The sequence below is a fragment of the Duganella sp. AC917 genome, assembly GCF_979258245.1.
This window is the reverse complement of the sequence record NZ_OZ409848.1, coordinates 4447425-4466901: the sequence shown is the minus strand read 5'-3', so window position 1 is coordinate 4466901 and position 19477 is coordinate 4447425. Positions and strand designations below refer to the sequence as shown.

Below are 19477 nucleotides of genomic sequence, written 5' to 3'. Positions count from 1 at the left end.
TATGTAAGGTTCGCCCCCTGCACAAACCGCGGCATGTGTCGGCCCTGTTACAATAACCGACTATTTTTACTTACATTTGTAGCTACATACCATGACGATAACAAAAAAAGCTCTGATCACAGGCATCACCGGTCAAGATGGCGCCTACCTGGCCGAACTGCTGTTGGAAAAGGGTTATCAGGTGACCGGCACTTATCGTCGCACCAGCTCGGTCAACTTCTGGCGTATCGAAGAACTGGGCATCCAGTCGCATCCCAACCTGAATCTGGTCGAGTACGACCTGACCGACCTGTCGTCGAGCATCCGCCTGATGCAGACGGTGCAGCCGGACGAAGTGTACAACCTGGCCGCGCAGAGCTTTGTCGGCGTGTCGTTCGACCAGCCGCTGACCACCGCCGAGATCACCGGCGTCGGCCCGGTCCACCTGCTCGAGGCGATCCGCATCGTCAATCCGAAGATCCGCTTTTACCAGGCGTCGACCTCGGAAATGTTCGGCAAGGTGCAGGCCGTGCCGCAGAAGGAAGACACCCCGTTCTACCCGCGCAGCCCATACGGCGTGGCCAAGCTGTACGCCCACTGGATGACGGTCAACTACCGCGAGTCGTACGGTATCTTCGGCTCCTCGGGCATCCTGTTCAACCACGAGTCGCCGCTGCGCGGACGTGAATTCGTCACCCGCAAGATCACCGATTCGGTCGCCAAGATCCATCTCGGCCTGCTCGACGTGCTCGAACTGGGCAACATGGACGCCAAGCGCGATTGGGGCTACGCCAAGGAATACGTCGAAGGCATGTGGCGCATCCTGCAGGCCGATGAACCGGACACCTATGTGCTGGCCACCAACCGCACCGAGACCGTGCGCGACTTCGTCAGCATGGCCTTCAAGGCGATCGATGTCGCCATCGTGTGGAGCGGCGCGGCCGACAACGAGATCGGCACCTGCAAAAAAACCGGCAAGGTGCTGGTGCGCGTCAATCCGAAGTTCTACCGTCCGGCCGAAGTCGAGCTGCTGATCGGCGACCCGGCCAAGGCCACCGAAAAACTGGGCTGGACGCCGAAGACCACGCTCGAAGAGCTGTGCCAGATGATGGTCGACGCCGACCTGCGTCGCAACAAAGCCGGTTTCTCCTTTTAAGGCGGCACCGTGACGGCGGCGCTGGAAGGTAGCGAAGGCAGCGAAGGCACCGGCAAGCGGGCCCTGATCACCGGCCTGTCCGGCTTCACCGGTCTGTACGTCGAGCAGGAACTGCGCGCGGCCGGCTACGAAGTCTTCGGCACCATATCGCCGGACGGCGCGCCAACCGAAGGGCGGTTTCCGGTCGACCTGAACGACCGCGCCGGCCTGGCCGCCGTGGTCCAGCAGGTGCAACCGGACGTGGTGGCGCACCTGGCCGCCATCGCCTTTGTCGGCCATGGCGACGTCGAGCAAATCTACCGCGTCAACGTCGCCGGCACCCGGAATCTGCTCGAGGCGCTGGCCGGCCTGGCGAAAAAGCCGTCTGCCGTGCTGCTGGCGTCGAGCGCCAATATCTATGGCAACACCGACGTCGGCGTGATCGGCGAGGACGTCCCGGCCGCGCCGGCCAACGATTACGCCGTCAGCAAGCTGGCGATGGAATACATGGCGCGCCTGTGGCAGGACAAGTTGCCGCTGATCGTCACGCGGCCGTTCAACTACACCGGCGTCGGCCAGCACGAGAACTTCCTGCTGCCGAAAATCGTGTCGCATTTCCGCCGCAAGGCCGCCGACATCGAGTTGGGCAACCTGCACGTGTGGCGCGACTTTTCCGACGTGCGCATGGTGGCGCGCAGCTACCGCCGCCTGCTGGCCGCGCCGGCCGCCGCCGGCCAGGCCTTCAACATCTGTTCGGGTCACGCCTATTCGCTCGGCGAGGCGCTCGGCATGATGGCCGACATCGCCGGCTACAAGATCAACGTCCACGTCAACCCCGCCTTCGTGCGCGCCAATGAAGTGGTGCGCCTGGTTGGCGACAACCGCCGCCTTGCCGCCGTCACCGGCCCGGTCGACACCGTGCCGCTGGCCGACACGCTGCGCTGGATGTACCAGGCTTGAACGGCGAACGAGCCGTGAGCGCCATGTCCCTACCGCGCGTCGGCCTGTCCACCACCACCGTCGAACCGGTGCTCACAGGCGGCCGCCTGGACGGCATCGGCGTCTACAGCCGCGCCTTGCTCGAGCACCTGCCGGCCGCCGGCTGCGAGGTGCTGCCGCTCAGCTTTGCCCCGCCCGGCGACGCCGGCCGCCTGACGGTGGGCCGCGCGCTGCCGCTGTCGTTTCCGCTGGCGACCCTGGGCGACTTGATCCTGCCGGCCGGCGTGCACCTGAACGCGAGCCGCGTGATGGGCAAGGACGCGGCTCCGCTCGACCTGTTCCACGCCACCGACTACCGCATCGTGCGCATGGATTGCCCGGTCGTGGCGACCTTGCACGACGCGCTGCCGATCTCCCATCCCGAATGGTGCAGCCCGAAGATGCGCCGCCTGAAGAACTGGCTACAGGTCAAGGCCGCGCGCAAGGCCGATCATGTGATCGCCGTCTCGCAGCATGCCGTGGCCGAGCTGGTGCAATTCTTCGGCGTCGACGAGCGCCGCGTCAGCGTGGTGCACAACGGCGTCGGCGCCGAGTGGTTCGAGCAACCGCCCGAGGCCGAGCGCGACGCCACCCTGGCGCAGCACCAGCTGCGCGCCGGTTACTATCTGTTCGTCGGCACGCTGCAGCCGCGTAAAAACGTCGGCCGCCTGCTGGAGGCCTACTTGGCGCTGCCGCCGGTGCTGCGGGCGGCGCGCCAGCTGGTGATCGTCGGCGCGCCCGGCTGGTCCAGCGACGACGTGGTCAAACGCATCGGCGCGGCGCGCCAGAATGGCGAGAACGTCGTCTGGCTCGACCGCCTGACCGATCCCGGCCAGCTGCGCCACCTGTACGCGGGCGCCGGCGCGCTGGTGTTCCCATCGCTGTACGAAGGCTTCGGCCTGCCGCTGGTGGAGGCCTTCGCCATCGGCCTGCCGGTGGCCACCTCCAACGCGACCTCGCTGCCGGAGGTGGCGCGCGGCGCCGCGCTGGAATTCGATCCGCTTTCGGTGCCGGAGATGACGGCCGCGATGACGTCCATCGTCCGCGACGACGCGCTGCGCCAGCGTTTGGTCGCCGCAGGCCGGCGCCGCGCGCTGGAGCTGACCTGGGACCAGGCGGCCCGCCGCACCGCCGCCGTGTATCATGACGTCCTGTCACATTAATGCCTCATTAACTCCGGCTGCGTAAAGCAGCCCGTCCACAAGCCATGCGCGTCCTTCATTTCTACAAGACCTATTACCCCGACAGCTGGGGCGGAATCGAGCAAGTCATCCGCCAGATGTGCGTGGGCACGGGCCGCCTCGGTGTGACCAACGAAGTGCTGACGCTGACCCGCGACAGCGGTCCGTCGCAGATCGAGTTCGAGGGCCATACCGTGCACCGGGTCCGCATGGACTTCGAGATCGCTTCGACCGGCTTTTCGTTCGCGGCGATCCGCGCGCTGGCGCGCCTGGCCCGCAAGGCCGACGTGATCCACTATCATTTCCCGTGGCCGTTCATGGACGTCGCCCACTTCATGGCCCGCATTAACAAGCCAAGCGTGGTGACCTACCATTCGGACATCGTGCGCCAGAAGAATCTGCTGCGCGTCTACAGCCCGCTCAAGCGCCGCTTCCTGCGCAGCGTCGACACCATCATCGCCACCTCGCCCAACTATCTGGCCTCGTCGCCGGTGCTCAAGCGCTTCGAACACAAGACCCGCACCATCACCTACGGCCTCGATAAAAGCATCTATCCGCAGCCGTCGGCGGCGGTGATGGACAAATGGCGCGAACGCTGCGGCGAGCGCTTCTTCCTGTTCATTGGCGTGCTGCGCTACTACAAGGGCTTGCACATCCTGCTCGACGCCATGGCCAACATCGATTATCCGGTGGTGATCGTCGGCGCCGGCCCGATCGAGCAGGAACTCAAGGAGCACGCCACGCGCCTGGGGCTGACCCACGTGACGTTCGTCGGCGCGGTGGAGGAGGAGGACAAGATCGCGCTGCTCACGCTGTGCTATGCGATGGTGTTCCCGTCGCACCTGCGCTCGGAGGCGTTCGGCATCTCGCTGCTGGAGGGGGCGATGTTCGGCAAGCCGATGATCTCGAGCGAGATCGGCACCGGCACCACCTATATCAACATCGACAACGAGACCGGGCTGGTGGTGCCGCCCAACGACCCGCAGGCGTTCAGCGGCGCCATGCGCCTGCTGTGGGAGCAGCCCGAGCGCGCCGCCGAGATGGGCCGCCGCGCCGAGGCGCGCTACTGGGAGTTGTTCACCGCCGAGCGCATGGCGGAGAACTACCACGCCCTGTACCGCGAGCTGGCGGCGGGCCACGGCGGCAAGCGCGCGGCCCCGCGCGACCGCGCTGTTTGATCTGGCGCAAATCTTTTAAGAAGGCGGGCGTCTATCATGGTCACCGAACTCCACGCCCCGCCGACGGTCCTCATTGATGGCGTTACCATGATGGCGCTACCCCCTGTGCGACGCAACGACGTCGGCCGGGCGGGGGTTCACCCGGTTGTCCTTCCCCCAAGCAGGTAGAATACGTCCATCGCCCCAACTATGATGGAGAACCGCGTGCGCTGCCTGGTCATCGAAGATGAAGTGGAAACCTCGAACTACATCTGCAAGGGCCTGCGCGAAGCGGGTTACCTGGTCACCGCCTGCGCGACCGGTCCGGACGGACTCGATTACGCCACCGGCGAGCAGTGGGATTTGATCATCCTGGACCGCATGCTGCCGGGCCGCATCGACGGCCTGTCGATCGTCGACAAGCTGCGCGCGCTGGGCAAGCAGACGCCCGTCATCATCGTCAGCGCGCTGACCACCATCGACGCCCGCGTTACGGGCCTGCGCGGCGGCGCCGACGACTACCTGTCCAAGCCATTCGCCTTCTCCGAGCTGCTGGCGCGCGTCGAGGCGCTGCTGCGGCGCAGCGCGCCCGGCGCCGACAGCACCCAGTTGCAGGTGGCCGACCTGGTTCTGGACTTGCGCACCATGCGCGTCACGCGCGGCCCCAAGGTCATCACGCTGCAGCCGCGCGAGTACCGCCTGCTCGAATACCTGATGCGCAACGAGAACCAGGTGGTCACCCGCACCATGCTGCTCGAATCGGTGTGGGACTACCACTTCGATCCGCAAACCAATGTGATCGACGTCCAGATCAGCCGTCTGCGCGCCAAGGTGGACAAGGATTTCCCGGTCATGCTGATCCACACGCTGCGCGGGGTCGGCTATCGCATGGGCGCCGGCGCCTCCGACAACGCGGGGCAGGCGCTTGGCTGATCTGTCCAACCCGTCCTCCCAAGCCGGCGGGTTCCCGGTCAAGCGGCCTTTCGGGCCGCTCGGGCGTGCCTCGATCGCCGCCAAGCTGGCGCTGGGCTACGGCCTGTTGGGTACTTTCTCTATCGTGGTGGTGTCGGCCGTGTTCTACACCGGCACCATCGGCGTGCTTGACGATAACCTCGACGGCAAAATCGTCATGCAGTCCGAGCGCCTGCTCGAACACGCCGGCTTTCCCGGTCACGGTGCGCTGGTGGAGGAGGTGCGGCGCCAGCTCGCCGACGGCATCGACAGCGACCGCGAGATCTTCCAGCTCGTCACCGGTAACGGCCTGCCTGCCGCCGGTAACCTCGACACCGTGCCTGCCAGCGCCGGGCGCCTGCAGCGGCAACGGGCAATGATGGTGTCCACCATCGTCAGGCGCGGGGGCCACGACCGGCCGGCGCGCCTGTACCTGCGGCCGATGGCCGACGGCGGCATGCTGATCGTCGGGCGCGACCTGAGCGAACAGCATGCGGTGCGCGAGGTGATCTGGCGCGCGCTGCTGGCCGGCGCCGGCGTCTCGCTGCTGCTGACGGTGGGCGGCGCGCTGCTGTTCCGCCGCGGCATAGAAGGACGGCTTGGTGAGATACGCCGCACCGCCGCCCAGATCGAGGCGGGCAACCTCAGTCACCGCATTCCCGTCTCCGGCAGCGACGAATTCGCGCTGCTCAACCGCGACATCAACCGCATGCTCGACCGCATCGAGCTGCTGATGGAGGGCATCCGCCACGTCTCCAACGCCATCGCCCACGACCTGCGCACACCGCTTAGCCGCATACGCGGACGGCTCGACGACGCGCTGCGCCACGAGATGACGGTGCCGCGCCTGTCCGGCGCGGCGCACGACGCCATCGACGACATCGACGATCTGATACGCCTGTTCGAACGCCTGCTGCAGATCGCCGAGGCCGAATCGGGCATGCGCGCGCGCCTGTTCGAGCGACTCGACCTGGGGCGGGTGGTGGCCGACATCGGCGAGATGTACGAGGCCATCGCCGAAGATGGCGGCATCGCGCTGACGGTCGATGCGCCGGCCTCGCTGTACGTCGACGGCGACCGCAACCTGCTCGCCAGCGCCGTCGCCAGCCTGCTCGACAACGCCATCAAGTACGCCGGGCCGGGCGCCGCCATCCGCGTGCGCGCCGGTCTGCATCACGGCCAAGCGTCGATCGCCGTCCACGACAACGGCCCCGGCATCCCGGAGTCGGAACGCGACAAGGTGACGCAGCGCTTCTATCGTCTCGACAAGAGCCGCCATTTGCCCGGCAACGGCCTGGGACTGTCGATCGTCAGCGCCACCGCTATCTCTCACGGCGGCTCTCTGATCCTGGAGGACGGCGCGCCCGGCCTGGTCGCGCGCATCCTGCTGCCGCTGGCGCCAAGACGATGATGGAGCGCTTCGGCGCCAAGCTATCCTAGTTGTAATGTGGCCGCAAGCTTGCGGAGAGGCGTGCAGTCCTATCATGGATTCACGCTCACTCGACTCTCCAAGACCATGCATGATTTAAGCGATATCGCCCACTGGCTGCAGCACCACCCGATCCACCACGACTCGGCGGTGCACAGCACCCTGCCGGATCCGACCTTCGTCACGCAAGGCGAGACGGTGGTCTCGTTCAGCACCAACAACTACCTGGCGCTGGCCAACCACCCGCGCCTGGTGGCGGCGGCCAAGCAGGGCCTGGACCGCTACGGTGTCGGCAACTGCGAATCGCGTTTGCTCGGTGGCGACCTGGAAGTCTACCGTGAGCTGGAACGGCGCCTCGGAGCGCTCAAACATAAAAGCGACGCGGTGCTGTTCGTGACCGGCTACATGACCAACATCGGCGTGCTGTCGTCGATCGTCAAGGCGGCCACGCTGGCGCGCTTGCACGGCTTCCGCACCAAGAAGCGCCACAAGTACGCCTATTACTCGGACGAGTTCAATCACATCAGCATCCGCGAAGGCATCCAGATGTCCGGCGCGCTGCGCTATAACTACCGCCACTGCGACATGAACCACCTGGAGGCGCTGCTGAAGGCCGGCGCCGGCGAGGGCACCACGCCGCTGATCGTCAGCGACGGCGTGTTCAGCATGGAGGGCACGATCGCGCCGCTGCCGGAGCTGGTGGCGCTGGCCGAGCGCTATGGCGCGCTGCTGTACATCGACGACGCCCACGCCACCGGGATTTTGGGCGCCAACGGCGGCGGCACCTCCGAGCATTTCAACTGCTACAGCGAGAACATCATGCAGATGGGGACGTTGAGCAAGGCGCTCGGTTCGATCGGCGGCTTTGTCGCCGTCGAGCGCCACGTCGCCGACGTGATCCGCCTGACCAGTTCCGCCTACGGCTTCACCTGCCCGCCGCCACCGGACCAGGCGGCCGCGCTGCTGGCGGCGCTGGATCTGCTGGAAGAGGAGCCGCAGCGCCGCCAGCGCCTGTGGGACAACCAGCGCTACTTCATCGAGAAAATGGCGCCGCTGGGCTACACCATCATCTCGACGCAGACGCCGATCCTGCCGGTGCTGATCGGCGACGCCGAGACTTGCCAGCGCTATGCCATCGAATTGCGCCGCGAGGGCATCCATGTCGACGCGATCCAGTTCCCGGCCGCGCCGGTGGGCCAGGCGCGCCTGCGCTTCATGATGAACGCCGGCCACACCCGGGCGCAGATCGACCACGTGGTCGGCGTGATGGCGCGCATGGCGGGACGGGAAATGCGCCTGGTGGCCTAAGGCCGGGTTCCACCCTTTATAACCAATGCTCTGCCCAGCGCTGCCTGACTTCAAGCAGCGCGGGCATCTGTTTCGCTATTGTCAGGACTTGGCGAAGGCCAGGAAGTCGGCGTTGAACTTCTCCTTGTGGGTATCGGTCAGGCCGTGCGGCGCACCCGGATAGGTGATCAGCTTCGCGTTCTTGACGATCTTGGCGGCGGCGCGGGCAGCGGCGTCGATCGGCACCACCTGGTCGTCCTCGCCGGCGATGATCAAGGTCGGCTTGTCGAATTTTTTCAGGTCGTCGCGGAAGTCGGTCTGGGCGAACGCCGCGATCGAATCGTAGGTGTTCTTATGGCCGGCCTGCATGCCCTGGCTGTAGAAGGCGTTGATGAGGCCCTGCGACGGCTTGGCGCCGGGACGGTTGTAGCCGTAGAACGGGCCCGAGGCGAAGTCCAGGTACAACTGGCCGCGATTGGCCTCGGAAGCGGCGCGGATGCCGTCGAACACCGACAGCGGCAGGCCGCCCGGATTGGTGTCGGTTTTGAGCATCAGCGGCGTGACGGCGGAGATCAGCGCCAGCTTGGCGATGCGCTTGGTGCCGTGGCGGCCGACATAGCGGGCGACTTCGCCGCCGCCGGTGGAAAAGCCGGCCAGGATGATGTTGTTCAGATTGAGCGCCTCGATCAACTGCGCCAGGTCGTCGGCGTAGTGGTCCATGTCGTTGCCGTCCCAGGGCTGGCTCGAACGGCCGTGGCCACGGCGGTCGTGGCTGACCACGCGGAAGCCGTTGTTCGCCAGATGGAAGGCGGCCGATTCCCAGCTGTCGGCGTTGAGCGGCCAGCCGTGGCTGAGGATCACCGGCTGGCCGTTGCGCGGACCCCAATCCTTGTAATAGATCTCGACGTTGTCGCGGGTGGTGATGGTGCTGGCGGTCTTCTGCACCTTGCCGGCGCTGGCGGCCTGGCTGTCGGTGCTCACGGCGGCCAGCGGCAGCGCGGTGGCCACGGCCGCCGCTGCGGCGAACGCGCCGCCGACCATGGCGGAGCGGCGGGATGGATTGACTTGGTTGTTATCGTTGCTGGACATGGTTGTGCCTTATCGGTTGGTGTGATGAGAAGTGAGGTCGGAATCAGTTCAGGTGCCGCTTGAAGAAGGCATCGGTGCGGCCATTGGCCAGCGTGGCCGCCTCGGCGTCGTAGTGGTCGCCGCCCGGCCGCGCGAAGGCGTGGCTGCAGCCCGGGTAGGTGTGCATCTCGATGTTGGCGTTGTCCTTGAGGGCGGCGTGGATCACCGCCTGCGCGTCCTTGCCGATGTATTCGTCGTCGCCGGCCAGGTGGTAGAGCAGCGGGCGCTTGACGTTGACGCCTTCGGTCGCATAGTTTTCGGTGGCGCCGCCGTAGTAGGCGACGAAGGCGTCGGCATCGGCGCGGGCGGCGCTGAGGAAGGTCATCAGCCCACCGAGGCAGTAGCCGGTCACGCCGACCTTGCCGGAGGCGCCAGCCATCGTGCGCGCGGCGGCCACGGTGGCGGCGATGTCGGCGACGCCGGCGCCGAAGTCATAGGCGCTGTACAGCGCGAAGCCGCGCTCCCAGTCGCCGGGGTTGGCCTCGGACATGTCCAGGCCCGGCGCGGCGCGCCAGAACAGGTCGGGGCCGACGGCGATGTAGCCCTTGGCGGCGTAGTCGTCGCAGATGCTGCGGATGCCGGCGTTGACGCCGAAGATCTCTTGCAGCACCACGATCACCGGCGCGTCGCCGGCCGTGGCGGGAGGACGCGCGACGTAGCATTGGAAGCTGCCGTCGGCGACCGTGACGGTGAGGGATTCGTGTAGGGATGCGTTCATGTTTTGCTCCGTGGGGTAGAACGTTCGCGGGCCGTCGTGGCGTGGCGATCGAGTGCATGGTAGGACCGATTTTCGCCGCTGGGAACGGCCATTCCTGCAAAGTTGGATTGCAAAATTGCATATCCCGACATCAGGGGGCGCGCGCCCATCCCCTAAGTGATAAGCGCCTCCATTCCCTTTTTGCGGGACGGCGATTCCCAGCAGCGGATTGCATTTTTTGCAAAACTGCTCAATACTTGCCGGGCTGACCCGCATATCGCCGGGGCGCCACTATGGGATCGACGGAAAACGATGGCCTTTTTCACCAAGAAAAAGATCGCGCTGGCGGTTGGCGCGATCGTGATCGGCGGCGCCACGCTGGCGTTCTATACCAAAAGCCAGACCCCTGTGGTGGAGGCGCCACGATTCCGCGTCGCCGCCGTCGATACCGGCACCATCACGCAGACGGTGACGGCTACCGGCACCATCAACCCGGTCGCGCTGATCAACATCGGCTCGCAGGTGTCGGGCACCGTCAACGTGCTGAAGGCGGACTTCAACGACCGCGTGAAAAAGGGCCAGATCCTGCTGACGCTCGATCCGACGATCTTCAACGCGCAGATCCGCCAGGGCGAGGCGCAACTGGCGTCGGCGCGCGCCTCGCTGCGGCTGGCCCAGGCCACGCACCAGCGCAACCAGACGCTCGTCACGCAAAGCTTCATCTCGCCGCTGGCGCTCGACCAGTCCAAGCGCGAGGTCGACGTGGCGCAGGCGAACATCCAGCTGACGCAGGCGCAGCTGGCGCGCGCGCAGGCGGACCTGAACAACAGCGTGATTCGCTCGCCGATCGACGGCGTGATCATCAAGCGCACCGTGGACCTGGGGCAGACGGTGGCGGCGTCCTTCACCACGCCGACGCTGTTCCAGATCGCGCAGGACCTGACCAAGATGCAGATCGACACCAGCGTCTCGGAGGCGGACGTCGGCGCGCTGAAGGAGGGGCAGCAGGCGCGCTTTGTCGTCGACGCCTATCCCGACCGCGAGTTCGAGGCGCGCATGCGACAGTTCCGCCTGGCCGCCAACGTGGTGCAGAACGTCGTCACCTACAACGTGGTGCTCGACGTCGACAACCAGGACGAGCTGCTCAAGCCGGGCATGACGGCGCAGGTGCGTCTGTTGGTGGGCAATCGCGAGAACGTATTGCGCATTCCGACCGCCGCGCTGCGCTTCCGCCTCAGCGACGAGGAACTCGAGCGGCAGGCCAAGGCCAAGGGTGCAAAGACCGGCGCCGCCGCAGACGACGCGCTGGATGCGCCGCCGCCGGACGACGATGCCGCCTTCCGCACCAAGGCCGATCTGACGCGCACCTTCAAGATCTACACGCTGGACGCCAAAAATCAGCCGCAACCGCTGGACATCAGGATCGGCCTGTCGAACTTCCGCTACACGGAGGTGGTGGGCGGCGCCTTGAAGAAGGGCGACAAGGTTGTCACGCGCGCCATCGTCGAGAACAAGGATGGTGTGCGTTGATGACGTCCCAGGCCGACGGGCCGCTGATCGACATACGCGGTGTCACCAAGAGCTACTTCTCGGGCGGCGTCGAGACCAGGGTGCTGTTCGGAATCGACCTGGCGGTGCCGCGCGGCGACTTCCTGGCGGTGATGGGGCAGTCCGGCTCCGGCAAGTCGACCTTGATGAATATCTTCGGCTGCCTGGACCAGGCCACCGGCGGCAGCTATTTCCTCAACGGCGTCGACACGCTGACGCTGTCGCGCGCGGAGCTGGCCACCATCCGCAACCGCACCATCGGCTTCGTGTTCCAGAGTTTTAACCTGATCAAGCGCATGAGCGTGGTGGCGGAGAACGTCGCGCTGCCGCTGATCTACGCCGGCGTCTCGCGCGCCAAGGCGCACACCAAGGCGCTGGTGGAACTGGAGCGCGTGGGCCTGAAGGACTATGCCAAGCGCACGCCGAACCAGCTGTCCGGCGGCCAGCAGCAGCGGGTGGCGATCGCCCGCGCACTGGTGGGCGATCCGCCGCTGATCCTGGCCGACGAACCGACCGGCAATCTCGATACGCAGACCAGCGAAGAAATCATGCGCTCGTTCCAGCAGTTGAACGAGGAGCGCGGCATCACCATCCTGCTGGTGACGCACGAACCGGACATCGCCGCCTACAGCAAGCGGCTGATGCGCCTCAAGGACGGCCATGTGCTGTACGACGGTCCGGCCGCAGAAGGCTTGCGTGACATGGCGCTGAGCCAGATGGCGGCGCCATGAATCCCTTACAGATCACCATCGAAGCGTTTCGCTCGATGCTGGCGAACCGCCTGCGCACCTTGCTGACGATGCTGGGCATTATCATCGGCATCGCCTCGGTGGTGCTGCTGCTGGCCGTCGGCGACAGCATGAAACGCTTCATCTCCAAGCAGCTGGAGCAACTGGGCACCAACATGCTGTTCATCTCTCCCGGCGGTGATCGCGCGCAGCAGCAGCGCCTGCGCAACGGCGCCGCGCCGGCGCTGACGATGCTTGACGCGGCGGCGCTCAACCGGCTGCCGTCGCTGGCCGGCGCGGCGCCGACGCTGCAGGGCGGCTTCAATCTCGCCGTCGGCAACGAGAGCGCATCGAAGACCGTGCATGGCGTCACGCCGGACATGTTCAAGATCCGCGGCTGGAAGATCGACAAGGGCAGCGCCTTCAGCGAGGCGGACGTGCGGGCGGCGGCGCGCATGGTGGTCATCGGCCGCAAGATCGCCGACCAGTTTTTCTACAAGATCGACCCGCTGGGCAAATACATCCGCATCGAGAACGTCTCGTTCCAGGTGGTGGGGGTGCTGTACGGCGAGGGCAAGCAGGTCGACGGCGGCGATTTGAGCGACTACGTGCTGGTGCCGATCACCGCCGCCGCCGCCAACCTGGTGAAGATGCAGTTCCCCGGTAATGTGCATTACGTGGTGGCGCAGGGTAAATCCGGCGGCAACCTGCAGGACGCGATCCAGGACATCAACGAAACGCTGCGCGACCGCCATCGCATCAAGTTCGAGCAGCCGGACGATTTCCGCATCGATAACCTGGCCTCGTTCGCGGAAACGGCCAAGACCATCAGCGCCGGCCTGGCCGCGCTGCTTGGCCTGATCGGCGCGATCTCGCTGATCGTCGGCGGCATCGGCATCATGAACATCATGCTGGTGTCGGTGACCGAGCGCACCCGCGAGATCGGTATCCGCATGGCGATCGGCGCCAAGCCGCGCGACGTGCTGCTGCAGTTCCTCACGGAGGCGGTGGTCATCTGCCTGGTGGGCGGCGTGTTCGGCATAGTGCTGGCCACGGCGGCGGCGGCGGCGATCACCGCCACCGGCAAGTTCGACGTGTTCATCACCTTGCGGGCGGTGGTGGTGGCGTGCGGCTTTTCCAGCCTGGTGGGGGTGTTTTTCGGTTTCTACCCGGCGCGGCGGGCGTCGAAGCTGCTGCCGGTCGATTGCCTGCGCTACGAATGAATCAATAGTCGAATTTTTTACTGCGGGAGGCGCTTTTGAAGAACTGGACCGGATCGCGCTCTTCCTCCAGTTTCTGGCGCCGCTCCCTTACTTCGCGGGCTTGCTGCGCGCGCCGTTCGTTGTATTCGGCAATGCGCAACTGCACTTCAAAACCCTTCTTGCTGTTTTCCAGCAGGCCCATTTTTTGCCGCATCGCGGCCGCCCAGATAAAGAAAATGATCAGCAGCGAGAGCAGATAGCCGGCTTGCCAGATGCCATAATTCTGGCTGATGAAAGGAAACAGCGGCGCCGCGTCCTCCAGCCATCCCTGTCCCAATACGCCGAGCACGGCCGCGCAGGCGCCCAGCGCCGTCGTCTTGGTAATCAACCAGCGGCTGGCTTTGATGCGGTGCTCCCAGAACTCCAGCGGAGCATCGTTGGCGTCGTTGGGAATGGTGTCGAGGATTTCGGTTGTCATGGCGGCATTTTTTAGGCGCGGGTAGGGCGGAAGATATTATAGGACATATTTTCCGTAAAGAAACTAAAGTTGCGATTGATATGTCAATGAGGATTGTTGAGATGCGGAATAGCTGGTTGCCAGTCCTGGTGGCTGTGTGCGTCGTCGTCCCTGCGGCGGCATTCGATGCCAAACCGGTGGAATCGGTCGTCGGCCCCGGCTGGGCCAATAATTCTGTGAACGCCGTGGTGTTCCGCAAGAATTCGCTTGTCTCCGACCAGCACACCCAATACGTCGGCTATTACGATGCCGAGCGCTATCTGGTGCTGGGCAAGCGCAAGCTGGGTACGTCGCGATGGACCACGCAGCGCACCCAATATCGCGGCAACGCGGCCGACGCCCACAACGCCATCAGCCTGATGCTCGACGGCGCCGGCTATTTGCACGTGTCCTGGGACCACCACAACAACGCGCTGCGCTACGCGCGCGGCGTCAAGCCGGGATCGCTGGAGCTGGGCGCCAAATTGCCCATGGTCGGCGCCGACGAGGAGTCGGTGTCGTATCCCGAGTTTTATCGCCTGCCGGACGGCAACCTGTTGTTCTTCTACCGGCTGGGCGGTTCCGGCCGGGGCGACCTGGTCATCAATCGCTACGACGCGGCGACGCAGCGCTGGTCGCGGCTGCACACCAACCTGATCACCGGGGAAGGCAAGCGCAACGCCTACTGGCAAGCCTTCCTCGACCACAATGGCACCCTGCACCTATCGTGGGTGTGGCGCGAATCGCCGGACGTGGCGAGCAACCACGACCTGGCCTACGCGCGCTCGCGCGACGGCGGCGTGACCTGGGAAAAATCGGACGGCCAGCCCTACAGCCTGCCGATCAGCGCCGGCAGCGCCGAGTACGCGCTGCGCATCCCGCAAAACAGCGAGCTGATCAACCAGACCTCGATGGCGGCCGACCGCGACGGCAATCCCTACATCGCCAGCTATTGGCGCGACGCCGGATCGGCGGTGCCGCAGTATCACGTGGTCTTCCACAGCGGCGACGGCTGGACGGCGCGCGCGCTCGATTTCCGCAAGACGGCGTTTTCGCTGAGCGGGCAGGGCACCAAGCGCATCCCGATCGCGCGTCCGCAAATCATGGTCGATTCCGGTCCCGGCGCAGGCAAGCCGGGCGGCCTGCTGGTGTTTCGCGACGAGGAGCGCGGCAGCAAGGTATCGGTTGTCAGCATCAGCGATTTTGTCGGCGGCAAGTGGCGGGTCGACGATTTGACGGCCTCCTCGGTGGGCGCCTGGGAGCCAAGTTTCGATACCGAGTTGTGGCGGCGCAACGGTGTGCTCAGCCTGTTCGTGCAGGACGTGCAACAGATCGACGGCGAAGGACATGCGGCTGCGCCGCCGCAGCCGGTGCGGGTGCTGGACTGGCGGCCGCGCTGAGGCGGCCCTGAAACAATACGTGACAAATCGGCGCCGCCCGCATCACGTATTTTGTTGTCGGCTGGTATTTGATTGGACTACCATTGATTCTTTAACGTCAAGAGTTGCCCATGAAATCCAAGCTTGCCCTCATGCTGCTGGTCGTCAGCGCGGCCGTCTGCGCCCAGGACCACGAGTCCGACAAAGCCGACAAAGCCCAGTCCCCGCCGGCGCTGGGCAAGGACCGCGCGGCCGATCTGCTGGCCAACGAGCGCGTCATCAAGGCCGACTCGCGCGTCAGCAAAACGGCGACCGTCACCATCAAGGGCAAGGTCGTGCCGTACAAGGTCACGGCTGGCACGCAGCCGGTGTGGGACAAGGACGGCAAGGTCAGCGCGACGCTGTTCTACACCTATTACCAGCGCACCGACGTCACCGACAAGAGCAAGCGCCCGCTGGTGCTGTCGTTTAACGGCGGTCCGGGCTCGGCATCGGTGTGGATGCACGTGGCCTACACCGGCCCCAAGGTGCTCAACCTCGACGCCGAAGGCTATCCGACCCAGCCCTACGGCGTGCGCGACAACCCGCATTCGATCCTCGACGTCGCCGACATCATCTTCATCGATCCGGTCAACACCGGCTTCTCGCGCGTCCTGGATGGCAAGAACGACCGCGCTCGCTTCTTCGGCGTCAATGCCGACATCTCCTACCTTGCCGAATGGGTCAGCACCTTCGTCTCGCGCGAAGGCCGCTGGACTTCGCCGAAGTACCTGATTGGCGAAAGCTACGGCACTTCGCGCGTGGCCGGCCTGGCGCTGGAATTGCAGAACGCCCAGTGGATGTATCTGAACGGCGTGGTGCTGGTGTCGCCGACGGAACTGGGCCTCAAGCGCGACGGCATCGTCGCCGACGCGCTGGCGCTGCCTTACTTTGCCGCCACGGCGTGGTATCAAAAGGTGCTGCCGGCCGACCTGCAGGCGCGCGACCTGAAGGATCTGCTGCCGGAGGTGGAAGCCTTCACCGTCGACGAGCTGCTGCCGGCGACCGCGCGCGGCGGCTTCATCGACCCGCAGAAGAAGGCGCAGATCGCGGCGAAGTTCGCGCGCTATTCCGGCCTGTCGGAAGCGTATGTGCTGCAGAATAACCTGTCGGTGCCTGTCGACAATTTCTGGAAGGAGCTGCTGCGCAAGCAGGGCAAGACTGTCGGCCGCCTCGACTCGCGCTACCTCGGCATCGACAAGACCGATTCGGGCGACAAGGTCGATTACAACGCCGAGCTGACGTCGTGGCTGCACTCGTTCACGCCGGCCATCAACCAGTATCTGCGGGTCGATCTGGGCTACAAGACGGACATCAAGTACAACCTGTTCGGCGACGTCCACCCGTGGGATTTCAAGAACGAGAAAACCGGCGAGAACCTGCGTCTGGCGATGGCCGCCAATCCCTACCTGAAGGTGATGATACAGTCCGGCTACTACGATGGCGCCTGCACCTACTTCGACGCCAAGTACACGATGTGGCAGTTGGACCCGAGCGGCAAAATGAAGGACCGTCTGCGCTTTGAAGGCTACCGCAGCGGCCACATGATGTATTTGCGGTCGGAAGACCTGGCAACCGCCAACGACGATCTGCGCGATTTCATCCGCAAGGCGACGCCGGCGCCGAACGCGCCGGCCAAGTACTAAAGCGTTTCCGGTCCGGCCCGGGATATCGCCGGACCGGACACCCGAGCTTACTGTTGTTGCTGATTGCGCTTGGCGATTTCGTTGCCGGCGTAGGCGCCGCCCACAGCGCCGGCGATGGTTGCCAGCGTACGGCCTTTGCCGTCGCCCACCTGGTTGCCCAGCAGACCACCCACCACCGCACCCAGGCCGATGCCGACGGCGCTGTTCTGCGGCGCCGGAGCCGGTGCTGGAGCGCGCTGTACCGGCGCTTGCGCAACGTCGGTGCGATCATCGTTGCGGCTGGCCTGGCGGGCCGGCGCATACGTGTGATGCACAACCGTGCGGCGCTCGACGATCTGGCGCGGCTGCGGCTGCGGCTGTTGTTGCTGCTGCTGCTGCGGCGCTTGCGCGATCAGGGGTTGGTTGGCCGGGGCTGCGGCGCTGATTTCCGGCGCCGCGCTGCCTTTCGCTTGCGAGTACGGCAATAGGCCGAGAATGGAGGCGGCGCCCACCAGGCTGACGAGGGTCACGGAAAACGCGGCGACGGCCAGCAATGGGTGCATGCGGTTCGGTAAGGTATGTTCCATTTTATTCTCTCCAGATATCGCCGTATGTGGCGCTTGCTCCTATAACGGGGCGGCAAGGCCAGACGGTGACCTGGAAAGTGTTTCGAGCGTAAGCAGATGTTACGGCGCGCTTTTGGCGGCGCTGCGGCGCTCCAGCCATTCGCGTCCGCCACGGTCGAGCGCGCGTTCCACCACGGCCGCCGGCAGGCTGTAGACGGTGGCCCAGGTGGCCCGCCCATCGGCGCCGTTCGACGGAAAGCTGCTCACCTCGACCGGCCAATGATATTTCCGCTTCAAACTCTTGATGATGGCGGCCAGCGACGTGCGGCCCTGCAATGGCGGTTCGCCGGACTGGTCGCTATCGGAAAGCAGTACCGCCAGCACGGCGCCGCGCGCCGTCAACGGACCGGGGAAGGTGGGGGATTTCGGGGATTTGGTAGCCATGGCGACATTCTATGACACGCCGCCATGCCGGCCCTGCGGGAACGCGAAAAACGCCGGGGGCGGACCCGCCCGACGGCTGGTCCGCCCCCCCAAATACCCGCTCAAGAGCGGGACTGACGCTTGCGCATGTAGCCGACCATGCCCAGTCCGAACGCCATCATCATGTACACGCCAGGCTCGGGCACGGCGGTGACTTGTACCGTGTCGATACCGATGTAGTTCGAATTAGCGCCGAACAAGCCGCCGTCGGTGACGGTGTAGCGGAACGCGAACGCCCCCGTGGTCGCGCCGGTCAGCCCGCTCAGGGTGGCGCTGTAGCGGGTCCACTCTTCCGGATAGCCGCCAACCTGCAGCGTTGGGTTGATGCTGACGAGCAGCGTGGAGAAGGTGCCCACGCTGGTCGCGCTGCTGCCCACGTCGGTGCCGCCGACGTTGCTGAAGCGAACCTCCAACCGATCCGGCCATTCCGAGAAATCGGCGGTGCGGGTATAGAAGGACAGCGTGTCGCCGTTGCGGTAGGTGGAGGTGGGCGCGATCAGCCAGGTGCTGATGGTGGAGATCTCCCCGCCCGACGCAAAATTAGCCGCCAGATAGGAGTTCGGCGCGCCCTGGTGCGCTTGAAAGACCGAGTCGTTGCCCTGGAACCAGTCGATTGTGCCCGGTGGTTCGCTCAGATTGTTCACGGTCCAGCCTGCTGGTAGGCCGGCGTTGAAGTTTTCGTTCAGCGAATCGGCCGAGGCACCAGGACTGAAGCCCAGGGCCACGGCCAACGCGAACGCCGAAATCAAAGCGGATTTGAAAGGAACAGCCATTTTAACCTCCAGTAATGTGGAAAACGGCAAGCGAATGCCCGCCGCTATGGTCAAAATAGCATGCTTAACTAATTGGTATTAAACTCAAAACAACCCGGCTGTAGTTTGATGCCAACTTCGCCGTGGTTGATGCGCCCGTTAGTGCACCTGGGCCATTTTTCCCAGTGCGACCTTCAAGCTGGCGCTGTCCAGCGAATTGACCAGTTGCGGGTGATCCGCGAAAAAGGTCGCGACGCGCTCGACGACATCCGGGTTGTGCTGTTGCGCGACAGTGGCGATCTCTGCCACTTGCGGCGGGGTGATGTCCGCAACTTGCTGTGGCGTCAGCGTCGCGTGGCCGTTGGCGGTGAACAGTTCGCCGACGCTGCCGGCAAGGGCGGTCAGCATGACCGGGCCGACGTCGTCGAGTAGCTGGTTCAGCACGCCCGCTTGCACCTGCGGATCGCTGCGGACGAACAGCTGGCTGACCAGTTGGCCGAAAGGCGGCGTGTCGTCGGACAGGAATGCGGACGCCAGTCCCTGCGCGATGGACGAGCGCGGCGTGTCGCCGACCACGTGTGAGAACGCCTGCGCGACGCCTTCCGGATCGGCCGCGGTTGGATGTCCCGCGAATTGCTGCAATAAGTTTCCGAGGTCAAAGCCCATGACTGCTCCCAAGTTAAAAAGCTCAGCATAAAGCGGGGGCCGCGCGGCGTCCGTGCGGGGGCTAACGAAGG

Annotated in this window: 19 protein-coding genes; 12 read left to right on the top strand and 7 right to left on the bottom strand. The window is 65.2% G+C overall.

Going from position 1 to position 19477, the window contains the following annotated elements:
- Positions 1 to 91 precede the first annotated feature (91 nt).
- From gmd to ACZ0BA_RS19410, 7 genes are all read left to right on the top strand, one after another.
- Positions 92 to 1135 carry a GDP-mannose 4,6-dehydratase gene (gmd, locus tag ACZ0BA_RS19440; RefSeq protein ID WP_463452840.1) on the top strand — a complete coding sequence of 348 codons (1044 nt, stop codon included), beginning with the start codon at positions 92 to 94 and terminating at the stop codon, positions 1133 to 1135.
- A 9-nt stretch (positions 1136 to 1144) separates the two neighbouring features.
- The gene (locus tag ACZ0BA_RS19435) at positions 1145 to 2074 is read left to right on the top strand and encodes a GDP-mannose 4,6-dehydratase (RefSeq protein WP_463452839.1); all 930 of its coding nucleotides are present in this window, start codon (positions 1145 to 1147) and stop codon (positions 2072 to 2074) included.
- A 23-nt stretch (positions 2075 to 2097) separates the two neighbouring features.
- On the top strand, positions 2098 to 3255 hold the full coding sequence (locus ACZ0BA_RS19430; RefSeq protein ID WP_463452838.1) for a glycosyltransferase family 4 protein: 1158 nt from the start codon (positions 2098 to 2100) through the stop codon (positions 3253 to 3255).
- A 44-nt stretch (positions 3256 to 3299) separates the two neighbouring features.
- Positions 3300 to 4451, top strand: coding sequence for a glycosyltransferase family 4 protein (locus ACZ0BA_RS19425; RefSeq protein WP_463452837.1), 1152 nt, complete (start codon positions 3300 to 3302; stop codon positions 4449 to 4451).
- Between the two features lie 192 nt (positions 4452 to 4643).
- A complete protein-coding gene (locus ACZ0BA_RS19420) occupies positions 4644 to 5363 on the top strand; it encodes a winged helix-turn-helix domain-containing protein (RefSeq protein WP_463454791.1) in 720 nt (239 codons plus the stop codon).
- Positions 5356 to 6792: a sensor histidine kinase gene (locus ACZ0BA_RS19415; protein ID WP_463452836.1), complete on the top strand. Its 1437-nt coding sequence runs from the start codon at positions 5356 to 5358 to the stop codon at positions 6790 to 6792. Before ACZ0BA_RS19420 ends, ACZ0BA_RS19415 begins: the two co-directional genes overlap by 8 nt.
- A gap of 105 nt (positions 6793 to 6897) precedes the next feature.
- On the top strand, positions 6898 to 8118 hold the full coding sequence (locus ACZ0BA_RS19410; RefSeq protein ID WP_463452835.1) for an aminotransferase class I/II-fold pyridoxal phosphate-dependent enzyme: 1221 nt from the start codon (positions 6898 to 6900) through the stop codon (positions 8116 to 8118).
- An 81-nt stretch (positions 8119 to 8199) separates the two neighbouring features.
- Here ACZ0BA_RS19410 and ACZ0BA_RS19405 read toward each other — a convergent pair whose 3' ends face one another.
- Positions 8200 to 9186, bottom strand: a complete 987-nt coding sequence (locus ACZ0BA_RS19405; RefSeq protein WP_463452834.1) for an alpha/beta fold hydrolase — start codon at positions 9184 to 9186, stop codon at positions 8200 to 8202.
- Between the two features lie 43 nt (positions 9187 to 9229).
- Entirely contained in the window at positions 9230 to 9943 is a 714-nt protein-coding gene (locus tag ACZ0BA_RS19400) for a dienelactone hydrolase family protein (RefSeq protein ID WP_463452833.1), read from the bottom strand.
- A 291-nt stretch (positions 9944 to 10234) separates the two neighbouring features.
- On the opposite strand from ACZ0BA_RS19400, the gene ACZ0BA_RS19395 reads away from it, so the two are divergent.
- The 3 genes from ACZ0BA_RS19395 to ACZ0BA_RS19385 are packed head-to-tail and all read left to right on the top strand — an operon-like array spanning position 10235 to position 13421.
- Positions 10235 to 11452: an efflux RND transporter periplasmic adaptor subunit gene (locus ACZ0BA_RS19395; protein ID WP_463452832.1), complete on the top strand. Its 1218-nt coding sequence runs from the start codon at positions 10235 to 10237 to the stop codon at positions 11450 to 11452.
- Positions 11452 to 12201, top strand: a complete 750-nt coding sequence (locus ACZ0BA_RS19390) for an ABC transporter ATP-binding protein (protein ID WP_463452831.1) — start codon at positions 11452 to 11454, stop codon at positions 12199 to 12201. The genes ACZ0BA_RS19395 and ACZ0BA_RS19390 overlap by 1 nt, the downstream gene beginning before the upstream one ends.
- Entirely contained in the window at positions 12198 to 13421 is a 1224-nt protein-coding gene (locus ACZ0BA_RS19385) for an ABC transporter permease (RefSeq protein WP_463452830.1), read from the top strand. Before ACZ0BA_RS19390 ends, ACZ0BA_RS19385 begins: the two co-directional genes overlap by 4 nt.
- A 1-nt stretch (position 13422) precedes the next feature.
- Here the strand turns inward: ACZ0BA_RS19385 and ACZ0BA_RS19380 are convergent, their stop codons facing one another.
- Positions 13423 to 13878 carry a hypothetical protein gene (locus tag ACZ0BA_RS19380; protein WP_463452829.1) on the bottom strand — a complete coding sequence of 152 codons (456 nt, stop codon included), beginning with the start codon at positions 13876 to 13878 and terminating at the stop codon, positions 13423 to 13425.
- A gap of 101 nt (positions 13879 to 13979) precedes the next feature.
- Here ACZ0BA_RS19380 and ACZ0BA_RS19375 point away from each other — a divergent pair, with 101 nt between their 5' ends.
- The gene (locus ACZ0BA_RS19375) at positions 13980 to 15296 is read left to right on the top strand and encodes a BNR repeat-containing protein (protein WP_463452828.1); all 1317 of its coding nucleotides are present in this window, start codon (positions 13980 to 13982) and stop codon (positions 15294 to 15296) included.
- A 110-nt stretch (positions 15297 to 15406) separates the two neighbouring features.
- Positions 15407 to 16960, top strand: a complete 1554-nt coding sequence (locus ACZ0BA_RS19370; protein ID WP_463452827.1) for a S10 family peptidase — start codon at positions 15407 to 15409, stop codon at positions 16958 to 16960.
- Between the two features lie 47 nt (positions 16961 to 17007).
- Here the strand turns inward: ACZ0BA_RS19370 and ACZ0BA_RS19365 are convergent, their stop codons facing one another.
- The 4 genes from ACZ0BA_RS19365 to ACZ0BA_RS19350 form a co-directional block, all read right to left on the bottom strand.
- Complete coding sequence (locus tag ACZ0BA_RS19365) at positions 17008 to 17526, bottom strand: glycine zipper 2TM domain-containing protein (protein ID WP_463452826.1); 519 nt, start codon at positions 17524 to 17526, stop codon at positions 17008 to 17010.
- Positions 17527 to 17625: 99 nt separating this feature from the next.
- Positions 17626 to 17949 carry a hypothetical protein gene (locus tag ACZ0BA_RS19360; protein ID WP_463452825.1) on the bottom strand — a complete coding sequence of 108 codons (324 nt, stop codon included), beginning with the start codon at positions 17947 to 17949 and terminating at the stop codon, positions 17626 to 17628.
- A 101-nt stretch (positions 17950 to 18050) separates the two neighbouring features.
- Entirely contained in the window at positions 18051 to 18761 is a 711-nt protein-coding gene (locus ACZ0BA_RS19355; RefSeq protein ID WP_463452824.1) for a choice-of-anchor J domain-containing protein, read from the bottom strand.
- A gap of 138 nt (positions 18762 to 18899) precedes the next feature.
- Entirely contained in the window at positions 18900 to 19406 is a 507-nt protein-coding gene (locus ACZ0BA_RS19350) for a hypothetical protein (RefSeq protein WP_463452823.1), read from the bottom strand.
- Between the last annotated feature and the right edge of the window lie 71 nt (positions 19407 to 19477).

What these genes read in the sequence shown, in the direction of transcription:
- gmd (WP_463452840.1), top strand. Translation starts at nt 92, where the DNA reads ATGACGATAACAAAAAAAGCTCTGATCACAGGCATCACCGGTCAAGAT.
- ACZ0BA_RS19430 (WP_463452838.1), top strand. Translation starts at nt 2,098, where the DNA reads ATGTCCCTACCGCGCGTCGGCCTGTCCACCACCACCGTCGAACCGGTG.
- ACZ0BA_RS19425 (WP_463452837.1), top strand. Translation starts at nt 3,300, where the DNA reads ATGCGCGTCCTTCATTTCTACAAGACCTATTACCCCGACAGCTGGGGC.
- ACZ0BA_RS19420 (WP_463454791.1), top strand. Translation starts at nt 4,644, where the DNA reads ATGGAGAACCGCGTGCGCTGCCTGGTCATCGAAGATGAAGTGGAAACC.
- ACZ0BA_RS19410 (WP_463452835.1), top strand. Translation starts at nt 6,898, where the DNA reads ATGCATGATTTAAGCGATATCGCCCACTGGCTGCAGCACCACCCGATC.
- ACZ0BA_RS19405 (WP_463452834.1), bottom strand. Translation starts at nt 9,186, where the DNA reads ATGTCCAGCAACGATAACAACCAAGTCAATCCATCCCGCCGCTCCGCC.
- ACZ0BA_RS19400 (WP_463452833.1), bottom strand. Translation starts at nt 9,943, where the DNA reads ATGAACGCATCCCTACACGAATCCCTCACCGTCACGGTCGCCGACGGC.
- ACZ0BA_RS19395 (WP_463452832.1), top strand. Translation starts at nt 10,235, where the DNA reads ATGGCCTTTTTCACCAAGAAAAAGATCGCGCTGGCGGTTGGCGCGATC.
- ACZ0BA_RS19390 (WP_463452831.1), top strand. Translation starts at nt 11,452, where the DNA reads ATGACGTCCCAGGCCGACGGGCCGCTGATCGACATACGCGGTGTCACC.
- ACZ0BA_RS19385 (WP_463452830.1), top strand. Translation starts at nt 12,198, where the DNA reads ATGAATCCCTTACAGATCACCATCGAAGCGTTTCGCTCGATGCTGGCG.
- ACZ0BA_RS19380 (WP_463452829.1), bottom strand. Translation starts at nt 13,878, where the DNA reads ATGACAACCGAAATCCTCGACACCATTCCCAACGACGCCAACGATGCT.
- ACZ0BA_RS19375 (WP_463452828.1), top strand. Translation starts at nt 13,980, where the DNA reads ATGCGGAATAGCTGGTTGCCAGTCCTGGTGGCTGTGTGCGTCGTCGTC.
- ACZ0BA_RS19370 (WP_463452827.1), top strand. Translation starts at nt 15,407, where the DNA reads ATGAAATCCAAGCTTGCCCTCATGCTGCTGGTCGTCAGCGCGGCCGTC.
- ACZ0BA_RS19365 (WP_463452826.1), bottom strand. Translation starts at nt 17,526, where the DNA reads ATGGAACATACCTTACCGAACCGCATGCACCCATTGCTGGCCGTCGCC.
- ACZ0BA_RS19360 (WP_463452825.1), bottom strand. Translation starts at nt 17,949, where the DNA reads ATGGCTACCAAATCCCCGAAATCCCCCACCTTCCCCGGTCCGTTGACG.
- ACZ0BA_RS19355 (WP_463452824.1), bottom strand. Translation starts at nt 18,761, where the DNA reads ATGGCTGTTCCTTTCAAATCCGCTTTGATTTCGGCGTTCGCGTTGGCC.
- ACZ0BA_RS19350 (WP_463452823.1), bottom strand. Translation starts at nt 19,406, where the DNA reads ATGGGCTTTGACCTCGGAAACTTATTGCAGCAATTCGCGGGACATCCA.